A 19312-nucleotide genomic window follows, 5' to 3' on the forward strand; every position below is an offset into this window, starting at 1 on the left:
CCATGGAACCTGACTGACAAGCAGGCATCCCGGTTGAGCGCACTTGAAAAGCTCAATCTCAAAATCAACAGGGCCTATTTACTCAAGGAATCATTTCGCCGGTTCTGGTCGTATAAGCGAAGAGCCTGGGCCAAAAAATTCCTCGATAAGTGGTTCTGGTGGGCCACTCATTCCAGACTGCAGCCGATGCGAAATTTTGCCTGGATGCTGCGCCGCAAAGAAGAAAATATACTCAGCTATTTCAAGATGCCGATCAGCAACGGCTCGGTAGAAGGTCTCAACAACAAGGCCAAGATGATAAGCCACAGGGCTTACGGTTTCCGGTCAGCCAAGAACTACATCCGTAATCTATACCATTGCATGGCTGGACTGCCTGAACCCAAAATCATGCACAAATTTGTGTGAGGAGCCAAAATATAGTCTTCTGTGAACACGGTTTTTTCAGCATCAGTGACCTCAAACCAGTCATAGCTTGCGCCAATGACTGCAGTCAGCCCATAATGGGTGAAGAACTCATGCTCCGTACCGATTGAACCGGTATAGGACTTTGATTCATTAAACGGCAGGTAGGTAGCGTCTCGGTCTTCATGGGTGTCTTGTTTGTAGTGGACTGAGAAGTGTCCGGTATACCAATCGACTGGATCGATATCTGCAATCAGTGATCCGCCGGTATAAGAGTCTTCATAGGTGCTTTTGGCCAGTTCTTCATCCAGGTCAGGATTTGAATAGGAAATATAATCGTCTGTATGTTCATGATAAAAAAGTTTTCCCCGCAAGGTGAGCCAGGGCAGTACTTTTTGTTTGCCGCTGAGGTCCAGCCCCCAGTCCTGGTATTCTCCAAAGCGGGCAAAGTTAGAGAATGCCGGATCATCACCACGCTGGGTGAAGACTTTATACTCGTCGGTCTGGTATGGGATCCCTTTTTCAGCATCCAACATGTGCATGCTTAAGAAATATTCCGAATCTTGGGTTGGTGTAATCCCGATCCGACCCCAGAACGAGTCCTGTTCCAAATCGGCGTTGTTGCGAAATCCCCCGTCCTCAGTGATTATTGGATCTCCCATAAATGGGCGGCGTGGTTGTGCCTTGGCAGGATCATAATCATCGGACATCCGCCACCCCTCGGTTTCTCTGCGGCTGTAGCTCAGCCAGTAGTTGACATTGCCGACCTGGTTGCCGTGGGACAAAACGGTGCGGTAGGTATCGTTCTCCCCAATCTCCTGGGTAAAGTTGAAGCTGGGATCCTCGGTCCCCTTCTTGGTCACCACATTCACCACCGCAATCTGGGTGTTGGCTCCGTAAAGGACGGAAGGGGCGTTCTTGCTGATTTCGATCTTGGAGATCATCTCGGTGGGGATCTGGTCCAGGTTCAGCTTTCCATAGTAGGTTTCATAGTAGGGGATGCCATCGATCAGGAAAAGGGACTTTTCCGTGCCGAAGCCGTGGATGGAGATCTCCGGCTCGTTCTTGGCTCCTCGAGTCACAGTAATCCCGGGAGCAAAACGCAGGGCCTCGGCCAGGGTCTTGCTGCCGGTGGCTTCTATATCTTTGCTGCTCATTTCCGTGGTAATGCCGATGTCCTCGACCCCCGGTCGTTTCCCGCTGACCACTACCTCGCCCAGACTGAAGGCGGGTTCTGGTTCCGACTGTGCTCCTGATACGCCGGAACTGAGGAGAACCCCCAGGCACACGATCACACATGTTGTCAGCTTACCATTCATACCTTCCTCCATCTGCAGTTGGTGGGAAACATATTGCGACACCCTCCCAAGGCTTGACCGTTGTGCCCACTTCTCCTGGGCCGGCAAGACAAAATCCGTAACCTGCTGTCTTGGATATGTCAATTATAATACTTCCAAGGAAGGGATTGTGGCAGGGGAGCCGATTAAAAGCCATGAAAAATCTATTCGTGCCACTGACACAATATGCAGTGATATCCCCATAGACATAGGTGTGGCGGCATTGACATACGGGCTGGACTTGGGTAGAGCCGAAAGGGCAAATTACAACGAGAGGTCCAGCAGGGAGAGGTATCCTGGAGTTCATCCGGTACATGAAAATCGGGCCGGGCCATAGCATGAAAACAAGTCAACGGGGGTATGTAGGCCGTCATGCGGGAAAGGGATGCTGTGAAAACCGGTGCTCCGTGTCCGTGTCTGCCTGGGACAGCCGCCGTTCATGACATAGCAGGACATGACGATGAATCTTGATCAAGGAGGAAATATGGGTAAGGAGCAGGTCTACAGTATTTGCGGGATGTGCACTGTGCGCTGTCCCATCATGACCGAAGTTGAAAACGGTGAGGTCTCGTTCATACAGGGAAATCCCCATGCCTCAGGCATTGAGGGGTCGATTTGCGCTCGAGGGGCGGCTGGTCTGGGGCTGCTCAAGGACAAGGAACGTCCCCAAACCCCGCTGATTCGGGAAGGCAAGCGGGGAGAAGGGAAGTGGCGATCGGTGAGCTGGGACGAGGCGCTTGATTATGTTGCCGAGAAGCTGAACAAGGTACGGGATGAATACGGAAGCAGGAGCATCCTGCTCTCGGACCGGGGCGGCCCCTTTCGGGATTATAAGCGGGCATTTCTCCGCGGCATCGGAACCCCCAACTACTGCAACCACGATGCGTCCTGTGCCCGGAATGTACAGCACTCGGCTCTTTCCTTGTTTGGATTCGGCCGAAAAGGCGTATCCTACGATCTGAAAAACTCTCGGCACGTGGTCCTGCAGACCAGAAACCTGTTCGAGGCCATAAACGTTAAAGAAGTCAACGATATGATGACCGCCCTGGACAAGGGATGCAAGCTTACGGTCATCGATGTGCGGGCGACTGTCAGCGCGAGCAAGGCGACCCGTTATTTCCAGATCCGGCCCGGAAGCGACTATGCCTTCAATCTGGCCGTGATCAACGAGCTCTTGGCCAAGGAGCTCTACGACAAGGGATATGTGCGGCGTTGGTTTAAGGATTTCGAGGCCCTGGAGAAATTCATCGAGCCCTATACCCCGGAATGGGCCGAGGAAGAAACCGGCATTCAGGCTGAAGAGCTGCGGGCATTTGTCCAGGAGCTGAGTTCGGCCAAACCGGCTGTGCTTTGGCATCCAGGATGGAATACAGCCAGATACAAGGATTCGTTCTATGTCTGCCGCTCGATCTATATAATCAATGCCCTCTTGGGATCAGTCGGGGCCAAAGGCGGACTCCCCCTGGTCAACAAGCCGGGCGACGTGGGATACAAGGGTCTGAAAAGCTTTATGGACCTGTATCCCAAACCTGAAGAAAAGCGGGCCGACGGCGTGGGCTGGAAATATCCCCAGTTTGAAGAGGGCCCGGGGCTTGGACACCTGGCCTTCAAGGCCATGGAAACCGGAGATCCGTATCCGCTGAAGGCCTACATCGCCTACCGCCACGATCCGCTGATGGCCTATCCAGAGCCGGAGCGGCTGCAAAAGACCTTTGATCAGCTGGAGCTTATGGTCTCAGTCACCTTCAGCTGGTCGGAGACAGCCTGGTATTCCGATGTCGTCTTGCCTCTGTCCACATACCTGGAACGGGAGAGCATCATCGCCACCAAGAATGCCCTCAGTCCGTATTTCTTCCTCCGGAACAGATCGGTTGAGCCTCGTTTTGATTCCAAGGCAGACTGGGAGATCATTTCCGGGCTGGCCAAGCGCATGGGGCTTACGGAACTGGCCTATGACTCCATTGAGGACATGTGGAACTTTCAGCTGCAGGATACTGGAGTGAGCATGCAGGATTTTAAGGCCACCGGCATGGTCCCGCTCACTGACGGTCCGGTATACAGGAAGCCGGATGAACTGAAGTTCAAGACGCCTTCAGGCAAGATTGAAATAATCTCTGAGAAGTGGGAGCAGGCCGGGCAGCCGTCGCTGAAGCCATATAGTCCACCGGAGCGTCCCCCGCAGGGACGTTATCGGCTGACTTTCGGCCGCTGCGGTGTCCATACCCAGGGACATACAGTGAATAACCCCATGCTCTTTGAGCAAATGCCGGAGAATGTGCTGTGGATCCACAGCACGGAAGCCGAGAAGCTCGGCATCCACAGCGGCGATGTTGTGGAGGTGAGCAACGGACAGCATTCCGGGCGGATCAAGGCCATGGTCACGGATATGATCCATCCGGAGGCTGTGTTTATGGTCCACGGCTTTGGGCATACCCTGCCGGTGGAGACGCGCGCCTACGGCAGAGGAGTGGCTGATCACAAGCTCATGTCCAATGGGCTGGATATCTGGGACCCGGCCGGAGGTGCCGTGGCCCTGCAGGAGCATTTTGTGTCCGTATCCAAGGTCTAGACCGGCTTTATGCTCATAAGGTGCCTATAGTCCGAACCGGACCTGCCGGCACATTGCCCTGGGCTGGACGAGAATTGAGCCTCATCGCATCTGGTTCAGCCCAGGGCCAAATGCCGCAAGACTGTGTGCGCTCTAAATTTGCAGAAATCGTTTTATTACTTTAGCCGCGGAGGGAGGCCCATGAAGCTGATCGTTCAGCCCGGCCGGCTCATTCTGGTTCGGGAAAAACTGACTGAGCTGCTTTTGGGGAGTGATGCCAAAGCCCTGGGCCGCCTGATCCATGCCAGGGCAAAGGGCGATGAACATGGATTTGTCGTGGCTCCCTTCCAGGGCCGGGACACGGAAATTTACCTGGATCGGGAGACCGCCCTGAGTATAGGCGGTCTGCTCTGTGCGGACGAGGCGGATGAAGCTGACTCTCGGGCAGAGTACGAAATACTGCAGGCCGGCTAGTTCCTGACCTAGCTGCGGTCCGCATCCGGATCGGCGAATGTATGGACAGCCGAGGCCGGAAAGGCTATATTAACTTCCTGCCCTAAACATACATTTCCTTCCTCCACCTCATGCCTGGTCCAGTAGGCCTCGAACTCTGCCGCCTGAATCCGGATCTTGGCCCGGTAGTAGAATCCTTGGCAGTCCAGATGGAGAATGCGACCCTTAAAATTGTTGGCAAAGGTCGACCCTGCGGGGCCGGCCAGCCTGACTTCCTCCGGCCGGACAGCCAGATGGGTGTGCTTCGAACAGGCTTGTGGTCCGGCCTGGAGCGTAAGTCCCTTTAAATGGGCCTTTCCCTGAAAGACTCGACAAGGGAAGATATTGCTCATGCCCACAAAAGCGGCCACGAACGACGAAGCCGGACGCTCAAAAAGATCTTCAATGCTGCCAGACTGCTGCATCCTGCCTTGTTTGATGACTGCTCCTTTGTTGGCCAAAAACAGGACTTCGGAGAAGCTGTGCGAGACAAGGATGAAGGGAGTGTTCAGCTCCTGGTGCAGGGTCTTGAGCAGCCGCCGGGCATCGTCGCGGAACATTTGATCCAGGGCGGAGAGAGGCTCGTCCAAAAGCAGGGCCCGAGGGTTGAGCATTAACGCCCTGGCCAGGGCTGTGCGCTGCTTTTCGCCACCGCTTAAGGTAGTCGGGCTGCGGTGCAGGAGATCCCCGAGCTTGAGCCGGTCCACGAGCAGTTTGAACCTGGACCTGCGTGTCTCTTGGGGAATGCGGTGATATCTGGTGCCGTAGAGGATGTTTGCTTGGACACTTAAGTGGGGAAATAGGGCGTGATCCTGGTAGACGAGTCCCAGGTCCCTGGATTCCGGGGGCAGAGCGGTTATGTCCTGCCCGGATATTTTGATCTTTCCTTCGGCAACTGGCAAAAGACCCATGGCTGCTTCCAGAAGGATGGATTTTCCAGAGCCGGTGGGGCCGAGCAGAGCAAAAAAGTCGGAAGGCTGCACTGTTATGGAGATGTTCTCCAGAGAGAACCCCTGCAGGCGGACGCATAGCGAGTCTATCTCAAGCATATGCAGATTCCCGGGATCTGGAAAAAAGGCGGATGAGCACAAAGAGGCAAAAGGAAATGATGACCAGCCAAACAGCCACCGGCTGAGAGTACTTTAGCCCGTAGGCTGTGAAGCGCTCGTAGATGAGGACAGGAGCGGTCATGGGGTGGTAGGCCACGATGGCGATGGCCCCGAACTCGCTGATAGCCCTTGCTGTGCACATGATCATGCCCAGAATCATGCTCCGCCAGGCCAGAGGCAGGGTGATCCGGACAAAGGTGGAGGCCATGCCGGCCCCAAGACTTCTGGAGGCCTTTTCCAGCCGGGCGGGAATGGCCTCGAAACCGCTCTTGACCGTGTTCACGTAAAAGGGCAGACCGACAAAGGTGAGCACGGTCACGATGCCGGTATATGAGCCCATGATCTGGATTCCAAGATCGCTGAGGAAGCGGCCGAAGGGATGATATCTGCCGGCCAGACTCAGGATGGCGATCCCGATAACCGGATGGGGGATCATGATCGGCAGATCTACGAGGCCTTCCACCAGCCGTCGGCCGGGAAACTGCCGTCTGGCCAGCAGATAGCTCAAAGGGGTGCCCAGGAGCAGACAGAGCACAGCAGCCGTAAGGGATGTTCCCAGGCTGCGGCCAATGGCTTGCAGGACCTGGGGATCCTTGATCGTGTGCAGCAAGTCGCCAAGCCCCGAAGAAGTAAGCAGCTGTCCTAGTGGGGCTGTGATGAGCAAGAGAAAGGGTAGGCTCAAGAAAAATAGCAGTGGCAAGAACCATTCGCGGGTGACAAAACGCATAGATCATGACCTAATATATCAATCATACACAGGATACCGGAATGTTCAGGATGTGATGAATACGCTGAAGCAGGGCTTGTTTTTGTACTCATCTTCCAAACTGGTCAAGGCGGCAAGCTCATGAAATCTGCCTTAAGGGGAGTGCAGCAAGACGTGCTGCACTCCCCTTATCTTATTCTTTGACCACAACCAGCTCCTTGATTTCCTTCGGCAGTTTCTCCAGCATCTCCTTGTCTGGAATCCGGGCGGGGATAAACGGCGGCTGACCCATGGCTTTTAAGATGCGCAGACCGCCCTGCTTATCGAGCATGTACTGCAGGAAGGCTTTCGCCGCCTCCGGATTTTCGGCGTCATCGGTCATGGTCACACCGTAGGTGATGGACTTGCCGCTTTTGGTGATGGTTGTTCCCGGCTCCTTGCCTGAAACTTCAACTTCAGCTTGTTTGTAGAAGTTGTCGTACCTGTAGTTGCCCAGGTTGATGTGCTCATCCAGGGTCATGTACTTTAGATCGTGCTGCACGGCCACGGAGCGATACTCCCAGGCATAATCCATGTGTCCAGACTTGAGTAGGTTGACCAGCTCAACCGACTTGGGCCGGATATTCTTCTTGGGCCGATTGGCCACAAGGTCATCATATAATCCGTCAATGCCGTAGAACTTTTCGGCCAGCTGCAGGACCATCAGGGACCTATAGCCGCAGGGATCCAGATCGGGATCGGAATGCCCCCATTCGACATCCTCTCGCTGCAGGATCTTGTACCAGTTTTCTGAAGTTATTTCGTTTGCATGTCTGCTTTTGTCTGTGTATGCCAAGACCAGCTCGTTGCTGGCAAAACGGATGTTCCACGTTGCATGATCCGGGATCAGGTTGTTGTCGATAACCTTGAAGTCGGCCGAGGCCATAATATCCGCAGGCTTGCCCACCTCTGAAATCAGACGGGCCATTTTGGTGCTCCCGCCGACTTCTCTTTGCACATCGATGTTCGGATGCTTTGCCTCAAACTCCTTTTCCATCTTTTCCATGGGCACTGCAAGGCTGCCAGCATGGAAGATAACCAACTTGTCCTTGGCTATGGCTTGTCCGGCTCCCAAAAAGAGTAGAGAGACAAGTACGAGCACGATTGACATGAATTTGGAATGCATGGCAATGCCTCCTTACCTTTGTATGTACCGAAAACAGAAACTCACGCAATGTAAAGCGATGAACCAGAAAATCATGTATTGGAATCCTGAGCATGACAACGGATATTTGGGTAATCATGAGGTGATATCATTCTGTCCATAACGCGGGAAAAGCAGGATATTGATTATTTTTTGATATGTCAAACCGTACATATTGCCCCCATGTCCGGGAAGGCGCAGGCATGCTAGCCCTAACGAAGCATACAAATTGATTTGACCTTGGAGGGTGATTTGTATAGTCGTACATCTCGTATGCTTGCCTGATTTCCGGAGGACTTGGCAGTCTGAACTCCGTTTCGAGAAATCATCAATGACCAGGAATACCCAAAGGCTGGCCTATGGCTATAAACTTCAAACAGGGGTGCGGCATTGTTTTATGAATCATTTTGTTCACCTCAAAGGCTACATGTTTATTGCTCTGGCTGCCGTGCTTTGGGGACTCCTGGGGCCGATCTCAAGGCTGGCCCTGGCTGAAGGAGTCACCCCTTTGGAGATTGCCTTTTGGCGCGGTGTCTTGGCCTGGGTTCTATTCGGAGGACAGGCTGTCTGGGCCGGACAGACCCGCCTCAATCTGCGGGATATGCCCGCCCTTTTTCTCTTTGCCTTGACTGGTGTGACCCTGTTCTATGGGTCGTTTCAGCTCTCGGTGCAGAGCGGAGGCGCGGCTCTGGCTGCAGTCCTTTTGTATACCGCTCCGGCCTGGGTAGCGATAATGGCCCGGGTTTTTTACATGGAGCCTTTGACCTACGTAAAGCTGGCAGCCGTGGCCTTGACCATTGTCGGTGTGGCCTGCATTTCCCTAGGCAACAAAGGCATGGACGGCAATGTGAGTATTTCGGCCGTCCTTTTCGGCCTGACCGCCGGATTTTGTTACTCTATGTATTATGTCCTGGGCAAGCCGTTTTCCAAAGGATACACTGCTCCGAACCTGTTTCTTTTTCTCCTTCCTGTGGGCTCTCTGCTCTTGTTGCCCTTTGTCTCCTTTGTGCACAAAACGCCCACTGCTTGGGCTGCACTTGCGGCGATTGCCTTTGTGTGTACCTATTGCGCCTATCATTCCTATTACGCCGGGCTCAAGCTCCTACAGGCCGCCCGGGCATCCATTGTGGCCACTCTGGAGCCTGTGGCTGCAGCAGTGGTCGCTTACTTCTGGTGGGGAGAGACATTTTCTTTTTTGGGCTGGCTCGGTGCTGCGTCCATACTTATCGGGGTTGTGCTTACCATCCAGGAAAGGGCCTAAACGGAAGCTTTTGCCCTGGAGCAATCTTTCCCGGTTGACATAAGGAAGTTTTTGAGCTTAGGTTCCTCAAAACACAACGCTTGGGTGTTTTCCATCCAGCGCACCAGCTGCAAAGGATGGAGGACTGTAAAAGGGAACCCTGTGAAAGTCAGGGACGGGCCCGCCGCTGTAACCGGGGACGAAGGCCGCAACAAGCCACTTTCAGGACAATCCTGGGGGGAAGGCGCGGCTGGAGGATGATCCGGGAGTCAGAAGACCTGCCCAAGTGCTGAAAGAGGTGACGGCTTTCGTGGTCAAAGCCGGCCTGAAGTCGTATCCGAGGATAAAAACGGGAAATCCCCGGATCGAACAAATGTTCGATCCGGGGATTTTTTTTATATTCCATATCCACTCCAACCTGTAGCCGGGAGCAGGGTCGGAGCTCCCTGCGACTCTGCTCCTGCAATTTTCATCCAGGGAACACAAAAAAATAAGAGAAGGAGGACTGTATGCGCAAGGGAAACATTGTCTTGAACACATTGATGCTGGCTTTTTTTCTGGGCCTGATCGTGTCCGGTGGTTCGGTCTCGGCCCATGGGCCCGGTGATAGGCTCGGGCACAGCCATGGACACGGGCACCATGGGCATAAGGAAGACAAAAAAGATAAGGCGGGCATATTGCTGGTGGCCTTTGGTTCCAGCTATCCACAGGCCCAGGCCGCCTTTGACAGCATTGAAGACCAGGTCGAAGAGACCTTTCCGAAGATACCGGTCCGCTGGGCATATACCTCCAAAATGGTCCGCAAAAAGCTGGGCAAAAAGGGAAAAGACCTGGACTCTCCGATCCAGGCCCTGGCCGACATGCTGGATGAGGGCTTTACCCATGTGGCCGTGCAGTCCCTGCATACCATTGCCGGAGCGGAGTTCCACGAGCTGCAGTCTGTGGTTAATGCATTCGAAGCCATGGACAGGTTTGAACGGATCATGCTCGGATATCCGCTCTTATCGACACCTCACAGCCTTGAACATGTGCGCCGGGCCTTGCTGAACAATATCCCTAAAGAGCGGAGCAAAGATGAGGCGGTCATCTTCATGGGCCACGGCACCTATCATCCCAGCAACGCATTTTATCAGGCCATGGCCTATGAGCTGCAGCAAAAAGATTCCAATGTCTATATGGGCACAATCGGGGGATCGTTGTCTTTGGATACAATCCTTCCTGAGCTCAAAGAAAAGGGTATTGAAAAGGCTTATCTTCTGCCCTTTATGGCTGTGGCCGGAGACCATGTCCGAAATGATATGGCCGGGGACGGGAAGAACTCCTGGAAGTCAGTCCTGGAAGAATCCGGGATTGAATGTGAGCCGGTCCTCAAGGGTACCGCAGAGTATGACAATCTCGCAGGTATTTGGGTCATGCATCTCAAGGACGTGATGGAGCATTACAAGTAAATGTTTCACATGGAAATATTGGAGGAAGGGATGAGTTACAAGCTGTATGTGGCCTTGGGTATCTGTGGTTTTTTGCTTCTGACATCCATGCCAGCCGGAGCTTCCGAAGACGAAGACACCATGTCCATGGAAGAGATGGTGGTGACTGCCGGTCGCCTGCCGGAGCCCAAGCGGGAAGTGACATCAAATATTACAGTCGTGGATGAAGAGGAGATCAAGCAGTCCTCGGCACGAGACCTGGGGGAGCTGCTGCTGGAAAAAAATATCGGTCATTTTCAGCACTATCCTGGGGCATTGACGTCAATCGGCATCCGAGGCTTTCGAACTGAAACTCATGGCAATGACTTGGAAGGTCACGTCCTCATTCTGCTCAACGGCCGCCGGGCAGGGACCGGAAATGCGGCCAAGGTCATGACTGAAAATATTGAGCGTGTGGAAATTATCCGCGGTCCGGCCTCGGTTCAGTACGGCTCAGCGGCTATCGGTGGGGTAATCAATGTGATTACCAAGCAGGGTAAAGGCGAGATTTCTGGTCATGTTCGGGGGGAACTGGGAAGTTATGGTTACGAAGAGGAAGCCGCCGGGATATCTGGAGAAATAGGTAAATTCGACTTTTCCGGGGCCATACGTCGGAGCACGCAGGATGACTATGATACAGCGGATGGCGAGGAGTATGAGAATACTGGGTACGACGAAAAATTGAGCGGAAGCCTCAATCTTGGATATGAATTTTTGCCCAACAACCGGATCGGGGTCATCTACACCGGATTTGATGCTGATGAACTCGGCAACCCAAGCTATCTGAGCCAGAATGATCTTGATGACTATAACGATAAGTCCAACGAATCGGTAGACTTTATCTATGACGGAGAGACGAGGGATGGCTTATTTCAATGGAGAGCCAGGTATTTTGTTGGAGAAGACGAAAACACCTGGTACGACCCGATTGGAAGCGATCCCAATGGATTTGATACAGGCGGATCTTCTACAACAGAAACAGATCAGCAAGGCGCTCAGGCCCAGGTAACCTGGAGCCCTGGACAGTATAGGCTGACAGCCGGTCTGGACTGGGTGAACTACGAGATCGACTCGGACAACGATCCGATGAAAACTGAGTACGACAATCCCTCCTATTTTCTTCTGGGCAAGGTCAAATTTTTGGACGAACGGCTTATTTTTTCCGGAGGTGCCCGTTACGACGATTACGAAGTCGAGGTCAAAGAAGGGCAAGGTGGCTCACAAGATGACGAAAACATTGCGCCCAGAGTGGGTGTGGCCTATTTTCTCTTAGATAATGTCAAGCTGCGAGCTAACTATGGTGAAGGATTCAAAATGCCCAGCGCCAAACAGTTGGCAGGAGATTTCAGCTCCGGTTGGTCGCAGTACAAGGGAAACCCCAATTTGGATCCGGAAACAAGCGAAACCTATGAAGCAGGGCTTGATGTGTACTTTGGGGCCTTGGACGCATCGGTAACGTATTTTACCACCGACTTTGAGGATAAGATTCAGCAGGTGGCTGGACCAGGCGGAGTGCAGACCTGGGAGAATATCGGCGAAGCATCGGTTTCTGGTTTTGAAGGTGAGTTTTCTTATGATCTGGCCACATTATGGAATTGGGATTGGCGCATAACGCCTTATGTGAACGTTACGTATCTGACCGAGTACGAAGATGAGGAGACCGGAGAGGATCTGCTCTATATCTCGGATGTGAACCTTTCTTATGGCTTGTCAGTCTCGGACATGAATGGATTTATGGCCAGACTGAACTTTGCCTACACAGGTGATCAAGATGTCCAGGACTGGGAGAGTAGCTGGTCAGGGCCAGTAGTGGAAAAAGGTGGATTTACCGTTGCCAATTTGACTGTCCAAAAAAGAATCCTTGATTTCAATTCCTACGGTGATCTCTCTTTGCGCGGCGAGGTGCGTAATTTGTTCGACAAGGACTATTCGTATGTCAAGGGCTATCCTATGCCCGGGCGAAGCTTTGTCCTGGGTATGGAGTACTCCTTCTAAGCTTGAAGCGTTGCGCAGAAATTCTGCTGTTTGTTGCTGAAGGATTCGGATGACCTGTGAAATACATATGTTCTGACGGATCCCTCAGTGCACATGCCAGACATTTTGACATGTCCTTTCCCTTATTTTGCGTGATTGCATATGGAATTCAAAGCCCTGATCCTCGGACTTGCCTTCTCTTTGAGCATTTTTGCGGTCAAAAACGGCTTGGGCCTGCATTACCTGCTGCAGGCCCGGCTGGGATCCACTTGGGAAAAGGTCATTGCCCTGTGCATCTATGCCGCACTGTATGCCGGGATCTTCTTGTCCTCCTGGTGGATCCTTCAGCAGCTGGTCCTTCTCAACCATTTTCAGACCCTGCAGCATGTGCTCCGCTCCGGAATGCTTGCGCATGTTTTTCTAGCCGCACTGCTTATTATATGGGGGCTTTTGCTGCTCGTTCAAGATAGAGGCGGAAAGGCTGCTGCCTGGGGATGGGCGCTTCTGGTTTTGCCCTGTCCGGTCTGCGCTTTGGTCATTTTTCTCAATGTTTCGCTGCTCCTTTCCCTGTATCCTGTTGCTGGATTTTCTGCCCTGGCCGGAGCTTGGGCCGGTTTTGTCGGTCTGGGGGTTGGAACAGCCATGGTGTTTAGCCTGCTTGCGCGGCAAGAGAACAGCCAGCCGGAATACATGCTTGGCGGGGCCATGCTGGCTATTGCTGCTTTTTTTGTGTTGGCTGTTGTGCTCATGCCTCAGTTTGGACAGCTGGACGAAATCTACAGATTGGCTTCTTATGAAACTGAGAAAACCACTACGACCATGGAGCAGATCCTCGGAGTATCAGGTTGTGTAGTGGTTCTGTTTACAGCCGGTTTTTGGGCTGGATATAAAAGAGAATGAAAATAGATATCACTTATGAAGGACAATGCATATGGATTTTGGCGCCCTATTGAAAACATTTATCTATCTGATCTCTTCCTCCCTTCTGTATCCGGTTTTGTTTTTGCTATCTGTTCTACTGCTCTGGGTCATTGTCTATAGTGGAGGGTTCTTTGCCCAGTGGGTACAACGGATGCGTCTGCCCCGCGTCCCGCCTGAGCAGTTGCCGAATAAGATCCTTTCAGAACAGGGCCAGATGTGTGTGTCTCCCCGAGTCCGCGAGTATGTAGCTAAACTTTATAACCTGAACTTCGACCTGCAGCATACAGATGAAGCAATTGAGAACCTCCTTCAAGATACAGTTTTGAGTATCCAGAAGTCCATGGACCGATTGCGCATCGTGGTCAGGGTGGCTCCGGGCCTGGGCCTGATCGGAACCCTGATTCCCATGGGTACTGGTTTGGCTGCATTGGGTCAGGGGGATATGTCCAGGTTGACTTCGGATCTGGTCATTGCCTTTACCACCACCGTAGTCGGATTGGCCTTGGGCCTGCTGGCTTTTTGCATGTGGACCGTCAAAGCGCGCTGGGCAGAGGAGGATATTAAGAATATCGAGCTGGCTACTGAGGTATTGACCAAGGCGCAACAGGGCAAAGAGGAGCTGACCAAAGGACCCAAGAAAGCCGAGCCGCGGACCATGGAGACCAAAATGGCTGTGCATCAGGGATAGCTCCCATAAAAAAGGAGCTGCTAGTCTTTTGGCAACCACACCACCTCCCAGACCTGCCAAAGCGCAGGTACAATAAAGCATACAACCGTAAGCGTTTACTGGGTTTTTTCTTGTGCGTTTTCTGCGGCCTCTATGGAGTAGCCCACCGCAGAGACGCTGGTAAGCATTCAGGGGATTTGGAAAACCTAAGAATAGACCGTCATTGCGAGCACAGCGAAGCAATCTCCTGGTTTTGTCCGGGACGGTGATGCGCTGGAGATTGCTTCGGCGAAGCCGCCTCGCAATGACCGGTGATACCAACGCTGTCATCACCCCCTGATCGGGTACAGACGCTGAGGACGCAGAAGAGAGGGATTTTTTATTTTTCGCTGAGAGGGCGAAAAATAAATTGGCTCTGTCCTGTGGGCAAATGTTCCGTAAGCTTAGCATGTTAACAATGCTATCTTTCTACTTGCAAAGCAGTGAGCAGTTTTATATTTGCCGTCTATTTCAGCCGCAAAGATAAATAAAACTCAACTCAGCGTTATCAGCGTCTCCGCGGTGCACCATTTTTCATGCAAACAACTTGTATTCAAATGGATGGATGTATGCGTTTTATGCATGCCAAGCGAAGGGTGATTGGCGCTTCGAAGCCTTGTTTTGGAGAGCAGACTGAAACAAGCGATCCATTGACTGGAGTGGCCAATCTGTTTGATGTAGGTTTGGTGTTCATTGTCGGGCTTATATTCACTTTGTTTTCCGCCTACCACCTCCAAGATCTGTTCAGCAAGGATTCAGAGCTGACTATTATGAAGAAAAGCAAAAGCGGGCAGATGGAGATCATCACCAAAAAAGGAACCAAAATCGATGCCAGAAAGGTGACCAAGAAACAGGCCCAGGGCCTTGGGGAGCGCTTGGGCACAGCCTACCGTCTGGAGGACGGAAGCATGGTCTATGTGCCGGACGAATGAATCTCAGGGTCGCCTGGATGTCCCGAGGTTCATATAACCATATGTATAAGGAGTGATCATGAGGCAAAAGCATAGCTCAAGGCTTTGCCTGCATTATACCTGGAGGCTCAATCTATTCCGCTTGTTGCTGTGTTGTTGTTTGGTTGTTGTTGCGTTGCCATCTGCAGCTGAACTTATTGAATTTGCAGACGATGTTGGGAAAGAAGTGGTTTTGCATAGTCCTCCGCAAAGGGTTGTCTCTCTGAGCTTCCCCCAGCCCTGGAGACGGCCTTGAACGGGATTTTGAATGGAGTGCAGTGGCGGGCAATGAGGGAAAAGGCAAGCGGATCTCATCTTTCTGTGAAGTGATAACCATGCTTAAATATGTACTTCTTATCCTTTGTGTATGTGCGCTTCTCCCTTCCTTGTCCCACGCCGACGAGGTTGCCCTTCTGGTTATTGATGCCGATTCCTATGCGGTAAACGAGGCCCTGAAAAAGCTGTATCCGCCAAAAAACATCAAGGTCTGCTTTTTTACCCATGCAGATATTCAAGACAGTCAAGCCGCCCGGGAATTCATCCAGGGCTCGGAGGTCATTGTGGCTGATGTGATGCAGCCTCAAATCACTGACTATCTCCTGGAAAATGTGAATACTCAGTCTAGGCCGGTCTATGCCCTGCGCGGCTCCAATGACGACCAGAAGCTGAAAAGCAAGGGTTTTCGCTTTGAGCCAACGATTCAGGCCTATTTTCAAAATCTTTCGGTGCAAAACATCCACAACATGCTCCGTCGTGTCATCCACGACCAGCTGGATGCATCCGTTGGGTACGATCCAGTGCACAAGCGACCGCAGACCGGCATGTACCATCCTGAGGCCGACTCAACATTTACTAGCTTTTCCGCTTATCACAAATGGTACATGGGTAAAGGGCCTGGAGAGGCAGAAAAGCCCTGGCTGGGATTGATGCTCTTTTCCTCCTCCCTGATTCCGGGGCAAAGACAGGCTGTGGACACCCTGATTCAGGAGGTGGAAAAGGCGGGATGGAATGTGGCCGTCTGTTTCGGCCGGGACGAAGAGGTGCTGACCTCCCTGCTCCTGGATGAAAGCCGTTCTTCCCGGGTGGATTGTATCCTGGCTTTTTCCCTCAAGTTTTATTCGGCAGTAAATAGCTCAGTGCAAAAGGCCCTGCAGGAACTGGATGTCCCGGTTGTGAACGTAGTCAATCTGTATGGGCAGACCATATCCGAGTGGCGGGAAAACCCACAGGGCATCCCGCCCATGCATGTGGTCTGGACCATGGCCAACCCGGAGATATCCGGGCTGATCGAGCCCACGCCCTTGACTGGCCCGGTAGAGGTCACAGACCCAGAAACAGGCCGGAAGATTACCCGTTCTCGGGTGATTACAGACAGTCTGGACCGCCTTCTGCCCAGGCTGCGGATGTGGCGCAAGCTACAGACCATGCCCAACGAGGACAAGAAGGTGGCCGTTTTGTACTACAATCACAGCCAGGGGAAGCAGAACATCGGGGCCAGCTACCTGAATGTTTTTCGTAGCTTGGAGCGGATTTTGCGACGTATGCAGGACGAAGGCTATCAAGTAGATGAAAAGGAGCTGCCAGGAGAAAAGGAGCTCAAGGATCTAGTGCTCAAATACGGGCGAAATATCGGCAGCTGGGCTCCGGGAGAGCTGCACAGGCTACTTGTGGAGGGAAAAGTAATCCGCCTGCCGGTGTCCAGATACAAAAAATGGTTTTCCCGCCTCCCAGCCCAATTCCGGAGCCAGGTCTTGGAACAGTGGGGGCCGGTGGAGAAGTCCTCGATAATGATTAAGGACCGGGAGCTCATCATTCCCGGATTCCGTCTGGGCAATGTATTGCTTTTGCCCGAGCCGGCCCGGGGCTGGGGGGATGAGCCCATGAAGCTGTATCACGATCCCACCCTGCAGCCTCACCATCAGTATATTGCAGCCTACCTGTGGCTCAAGCATGAGTTCGAGGCCGATGCCATGATTCACTTGGGCACCCATGCCACCTACGAGTGGCTACCTGGGAAGCAGGCCGGCCTTGCCCCATCCTGTCCTCCGGAGGTTATGCTCACAGACATCCCCAACCTGTATCCCTACATTGTAGACGACGTAGGCGAGGGGATTCAGGCCAAGCGCAGAGGCCGGGGGGTGATCATCGACCATCTGACTCCGCCTCTGCGCAAGGGCGGTCTGTATCAGGAGTACCGTCGTCTCTACGATCTGATCAACGGCTACAACCGCTCTCAGGCCATGCAGAGCCAAACTGCCGAGGCCAAGCTGGAGGAGATCAAGGCCGTAACCCGTAAGCTGGGTCTGGACACGGATCTGGGAATTACTACCTATGATTCCAACGCCTTGGAGGAAATCGAGCATTATCTTCTTGAACTCAAGGGCAACCTTATGCCCTATGGTCTGCACACCTTCGGCCGCTCGCCCCAAGGTCAGGCCCTGACCGATACCGTAGAGACCATCACAGAACATATTACAGACAGCTCGCCCGCTAAGATCCGCAGCTCGCTTGCCGAGTCTGGAAATTTGGAGATCGAACGGCTGCTTGCGGGTCTGGAAGGCAGATACATACCGGCCGGTGAAGGCAACGATCCGGTGCGCAACCCCTCAGCTGTCCCCACGGGGAAGAACTTTTTCGGATTTGATCCCCAGAAGATCCCCTCGCGTTCAGCCTGGAAGCTGGGCAAAAAAGCGGCCCGGCAGATGATCAACGCCTCCCTGGAAAAAAACGGGACCTACCCCCAGAAGGTGGCTGTGGTGCTGTGGGCCACAGAGACTATCCGCAACGAAGGGGTCAATGAAAGCACTATCCTCAGTCTTTTGGGGATTAAGCCCACCTGGGACGTCTCGGGCCGGGTGACCGGGACCGAGGTTATTCCCGGTCGGGAGCTGGACCGTCCTCGCATTGACGTCCTGATCAATCCTTCTGGGCTGTACCGGGATTTGTTCCCGAACAAGATGCGCTTTTTGGACAGGGCAGTGCAAAAGGCGGCGGTGCAGACCGATATCAAAAATCTTCTGCGCGAGCACAGTGCCAGCCTCAAACGTCGGTTGCGAGCCCAGGGGATGACAGAGGAGAAGGCGGACAGACTGTCTACAGTGCGTATCTTCTCTGAAAAGAGCGGGTCCTACGGCACCGGGGTCTCGGAGATGACCGGAGCCTCCGGGCTTTGGAAGTCGGAACAGGAGATCGCCGAGGTCTATGAAAACCGGGTGGGGTATGCCTTTGGTCAGGGCATGTGGGGCCAGTCGGCCCAGGAGGTATTCAAAGACAACCTTGCCTCTGTGGATACCACAGTCCATTCCCGGTCTTCCAATGTGTACGGAACAATGGACAACGACGATATGTTTCAGTACCTGGGCGGGTTGTCCCTGGCCGTGCGCACTGAAAGCGGCCAGGCCCCGGACACCTTGATCACCCAGCAGCAAGAGGCCGGGCAGGTAGAGGTGGAAGATGCGGCCAAGACCCTAGGACGGGAGCTGCGCACCCGGTATTTGAACCCGGAGTGGATAGAAGGGATGAAAAAGGAGGACTATGCCGGAGCCCGGGAGATGTCCAAGTTTGTGGACTACATGTGGGGCTGGCAGGTGACCACACCCCAGGCTGTGGACGAGGCCAAGTGGGAACAGACCTATGCGGTCTATGTCCAGGACAAGTACGGCCAGAATGTTAAAGAGTTCATGAATGAATCCAATCCCTGGGCCTACCAGTCCATCACGGCCCGCATGCTAGAGGCGGTGCGCAAAGGGTATTGGCAGGCTGAAGACAAGGTGAAAAAGAAGCTGGCGGCTGAGTATGCCTTAAATGTGGTAGACAAGGGCGTGGCCTGTTGTGACCACACCTGCAACAACCCCATGCTCAATCAGATGGTGGTTAACGTCATCTCCCTGCCTGGGGTCATGTCTCCGCAGATGGTGGAAGAGTTCAAGCTGGCTGTGGAGCAGGCTACGGGGCAAAAGCTGATCCAGCAGGTTCAGGCCCGGGAAGCCCTGCAGCAGAAGCTGCAGCAAAGCCTGCAACGACCCTCCCGCAAGCAAAGCAAGGACCAGCCGCAAAAGAAAAGGGTCAATGACTCAGAACAGAAGACGTCCGGGGGCGCAGAACAGCAGGAGGTCACAGGATACAAGATGGAAAGAAAGGATAAACAGGACAAGAGCACGCAACTGGCCTCCTCCGGCGTGCAGTGGTTCGCCTCTTTGATCATCCTGCTCATCATCGGACTGTTCGGGCTGGGGATGCGAAGGGGCAACACGAGAGATTGATCCAAAACCAATGCAC

At 53.3% G+C, this 19312-nt stretch carries 14 protein-coding genes and 1 riboswitch; of the genes, 10 read left to right on the forward strand and 4 right to left on the reverse strand.

Going from position 1 to position 19312, the window contains the following annotated elements; translation table 11 throughout:
• Positions 1–405, forward strand: a 405-nt coding sequence (locus N902_RS19250; RefSeq protein WP_161635172.1) for a transposase, incomplete at its 5' end; no start/stop codon positions are given.
• Here the strand turns inward: N902_RS19250 and N902_RS0109905 are convergent.
• Entirely contained in the window at positions 336–1721 is a 1386-nt protein-coding gene (locus N902_RS0109905; protein ID WP_027370807.1) for a TonB-dependent receptor plug domain-containing protein, read from the reverse strand. The two genes, N902_RS19250 and N902_RS0109905, sit on opposite strands and share 70 nt — an antisense overlap.
• 502 nt (positions 1722–2223) lie before the next feature.
• Between N902_RS0109905 and N902_RS0109910 the strand changes: the two genes are divergently transcribed.
• Both N902_RS0109910 and N902_RS0109915 read left to right on the forward strand, forming a co-directional pair.
• A complete protein-coding gene (locus N902_RS0109910) occupies positions 2224–4308 on the forward strand; it encodes a molybdopterin-dependent oxidoreductase (RefSeq protein WP_027370808.1) in 2085 nt (694 codons plus the stop codon).
• 180 nt (positions 4309–4488) lie between these two features.
• Positions 4489–4761, forward strand: coding sequence for a hypothetical protein (locus N902_RS0109915; RefSeq protein ID WP_027370809.1), 273 nt, complete (start codon positions 4489–4491; stop codon positions 4759–4761).
• Between the two features lie 8 nt (positions 4762–4769).
• Here the strand turns inward: N902_RS0109915 and N902_RS0109920 are convergent, their stop codons facing one another.
• From N902_RS0109920 to wtpA, 3 genes are all read right to left on the reverse strand, one after another.
• A complete protein-coding gene (locus tag N902_RS0109920) occupies positions 4770–5828 on the reverse strand; it encodes an ABC transporter ATP-binding protein (RefSeq protein ID WP_027370810.1) in 1059 nt (352 codons plus the stop codon).
• Positions 5821–6615, reverse strand: coding sequence for an ABC transporter permease (locus N902_RS0109925; protein ID WP_051564493.1), 795 nt, complete (start codon positions 6613–6615; stop codon positions 5821–5823). Before N902_RS0109925 ends, N902_RS0109920 begins: the two co-directional genes overlap by 8 nt.
• Before the next feature lie 172 nt (positions 6616–6787).
• Positions 6788–7759 (reverse strand): tungstate ABC transporter substrate-binding protein WtpA, encoded by a 972-nt coding sequence (wtpA, locus tag N902_RS0109930; RefSeq protein WP_027370812.1) that lies wholly within the window; start codon positions 7757–7759, stop codon positions 6788–6790.
• 415 nt (positions 7760–8174) lie between these two features.
• On the opposite strand from wtpA, the gene N902_RS0109935 reads away from it, so the two are divergent.
• The 7 genes from N902_RS0109935 (at position 8175) to N902_RS0109970 (ending at position 19296) form a co-directional block, all read left to right on the forward strand.
• Positions 8175–9038 carry a DMT family transporter gene (locus N902_RS0109935; protein ID WP_027370813.1) on the forward strand — a complete coding sequence of 288 codons (864 nt, stop codon included), beginning with the start codon at positions 8175–8177 and terminating at the stop codon, positions 9036–9038.
• 65 nt (positions 9039–9103) lie between these two features.
• A riboswitch (cobalamin riboswitch) is annotated at positions 9104–9317 on the forward strand.
• A 209-nt stretch (positions 9318–9526) separates the two neighbouring features.
• Entirely contained in the window at positions 9527–10465 is a 939-nt protein-coding gene (locus tag N902_RS0109945) for a sirohydrochlorin cobaltochelatase (protein WP_027370814.1), read from the forward strand.
• A 30-nt stretch (positions 10466–10495) separates the two neighbouring features.
• Positions 10496–12478, forward strand: a complete 1983-nt coding sequence (locus tag N902_RS0109950) for a TonB-dependent receptor plug domain-containing protein (protein WP_027370815.1) — start codon at positions 10496–10498, stop codon at positions 12476–12478.
• A 141-nt stretch (positions 12479–12619) separates the two neighbouring features.
• A complete protein-coding gene (locus N902_RS0109955) occupies positions 12620–13357 on the forward strand; it encodes a DUF2162 family putative transporter (RefSeq protein ID WP_027370816.1) in 738 nt (245 codons plus the stop codon).
• A 31-nt stretch (positions 13358–13388) separates the two neighbouring features.
• A complete protein-coding gene (locus N902_RS17350; RefSeq protein ID WP_084288165.1) occupies positions 13389–14066 on the forward strand; it encodes a MotA/TolQ/ExbB proton channel family protein in 678 nt (225 codons plus the stop codon).
• A gap of 587 nt (positions 14067–14653) precedes the next feature.
• Complete coding sequence (locus N902_RS0109965; protein WP_027370817.1) at positions 14654–15016, forward strand: DUF2149 domain-containing protein; 363 nt, start codon at positions 14654–14656, stop codon at positions 15014–15016.
• Positions 15017–15369: 353 nt separating this feature from the next.
• Positions 15370–19296 carry a cobaltochelatase subunit CobN gene (locus tag N902_RS0109970; RefSeq protein ID WP_034622489.1) on the forward strand — a complete coding sequence of 1309 codons (3927 nt, stop codon included), beginning with the start codon at positions 15370–15372 and terminating at the stop codon, positions 19294–19296.
• The last annotated feature ends 16 nt before the right edge of the window (positions 19297–19312 follow it).

This window comes from Desulfovermiculus halophilus DSM 18834, from assembly GCF_000620765.1.
Taxonomy (GTDB): Bacteria; Desulfobacterota; Desulfovibrionia; order Desulfovibrionales; family Desulfothermaceae; genus Desulfovermiculus; species Desulfovermiculus halophilus.

What these genes read in the sequence shown, in the direction of transcription:
- N902_RS0109935 (WP_027370813.1), top strand. Translation starts at nt 8,175, where the DNA reads ATGAATCATTTTGTTCACCTCAAAGGCTACATGTTTATTGCTCTGGCT.
- N902_RS0109915 (WP_027370809.1), top strand. Translation starts at nt 4,489, where the DNA reads ATGAAGCTGATCGTTCAGCCCGGCCGGCTCATTCTGGTTCGGGAAAAA.
- N902_RS17350 (WP_084288165.1), top strand. Translation starts at nt 13,389, where the DNA reads ATGGATTTTGGCGCCCTATTGAAAACATTTATCTATCTGATCTCTTCC.
- N902_RS0109945 (WP_027370814.1), top strand. Translation starts at nt 9,527, where the DNA reads ATGCGCAAGGGAAACATTGTCTTGAACACATTGATGCTGGCTTTTTTT.
- N902_RS0109965 (WP_027370817.1), top strand. Translation starts at nt 14,654, where the DNA reads ATGCGTTTTATGCATGCCAAGCGAAGGGTGATTGGCGCTTCGAAGCCT.
- N902_RS0109925 (WP_051564493.1), bottom strand. Translation starts at nt 6,615, where the DNA reads ATGCGTTTTGTCACCCGCGAATGGTTCTTGCCACTGCTATTTTTCTTG.
- N902_RS0109910 (WP_027370808.1), top strand. Translation starts at nt 2,224, where the DNA reads ATGGGTAAGGAGCAGGTCTACAGTATTTGCGGGATGTGCACTGTGCGC.
- wtpA (WP_027370812.1), bottom strand. Translation starts at nt 7,759, where the DNA reads ATGCATTCCAAATTCATGTCAATCGTGCTCGTACTTGTCTCTCTACTC.
- N902_RS0109955 (WP_027370816.1), top strand. Translation starts at nt 12,620, where the DNA reads ATGGAATTCAAAGCCCTGATCCTCGGACTTGCCTTCTCTTTGAGCATT.
- N902_RS0109970 (WP_034622489.1), top strand. Translation starts at nt 15,370, where the DNA reads ATGCTTAAATATGTACTTCTTATCCTTTGTGTATGTGCGCTTCTCCCT.
- N902_RS0109920 (WP_027370810.1), bottom strand. Translation starts at nt 5,828, where the DNA reads ATGCTTGAGATAGACTCGCTATGCGTCCGCCTGCAGGGGTTCTCTCTG.
- N902_RS0109950 (WP_027370815.1), top strand. Translation starts at nt 10,496, where the DNA reads ATGAGTTACAAGCTGTATGTGGCCTTGGGTATCTGTGGTTTTTTGCTT.
- N902_RS0109905 (WP_027370807.1), bottom strand. Translation starts at nt 1,721, where the DNA reads ATGAATGGTAAGCTGACAACATGTGTGATCGTGTGCCTGGGGGTTCTC.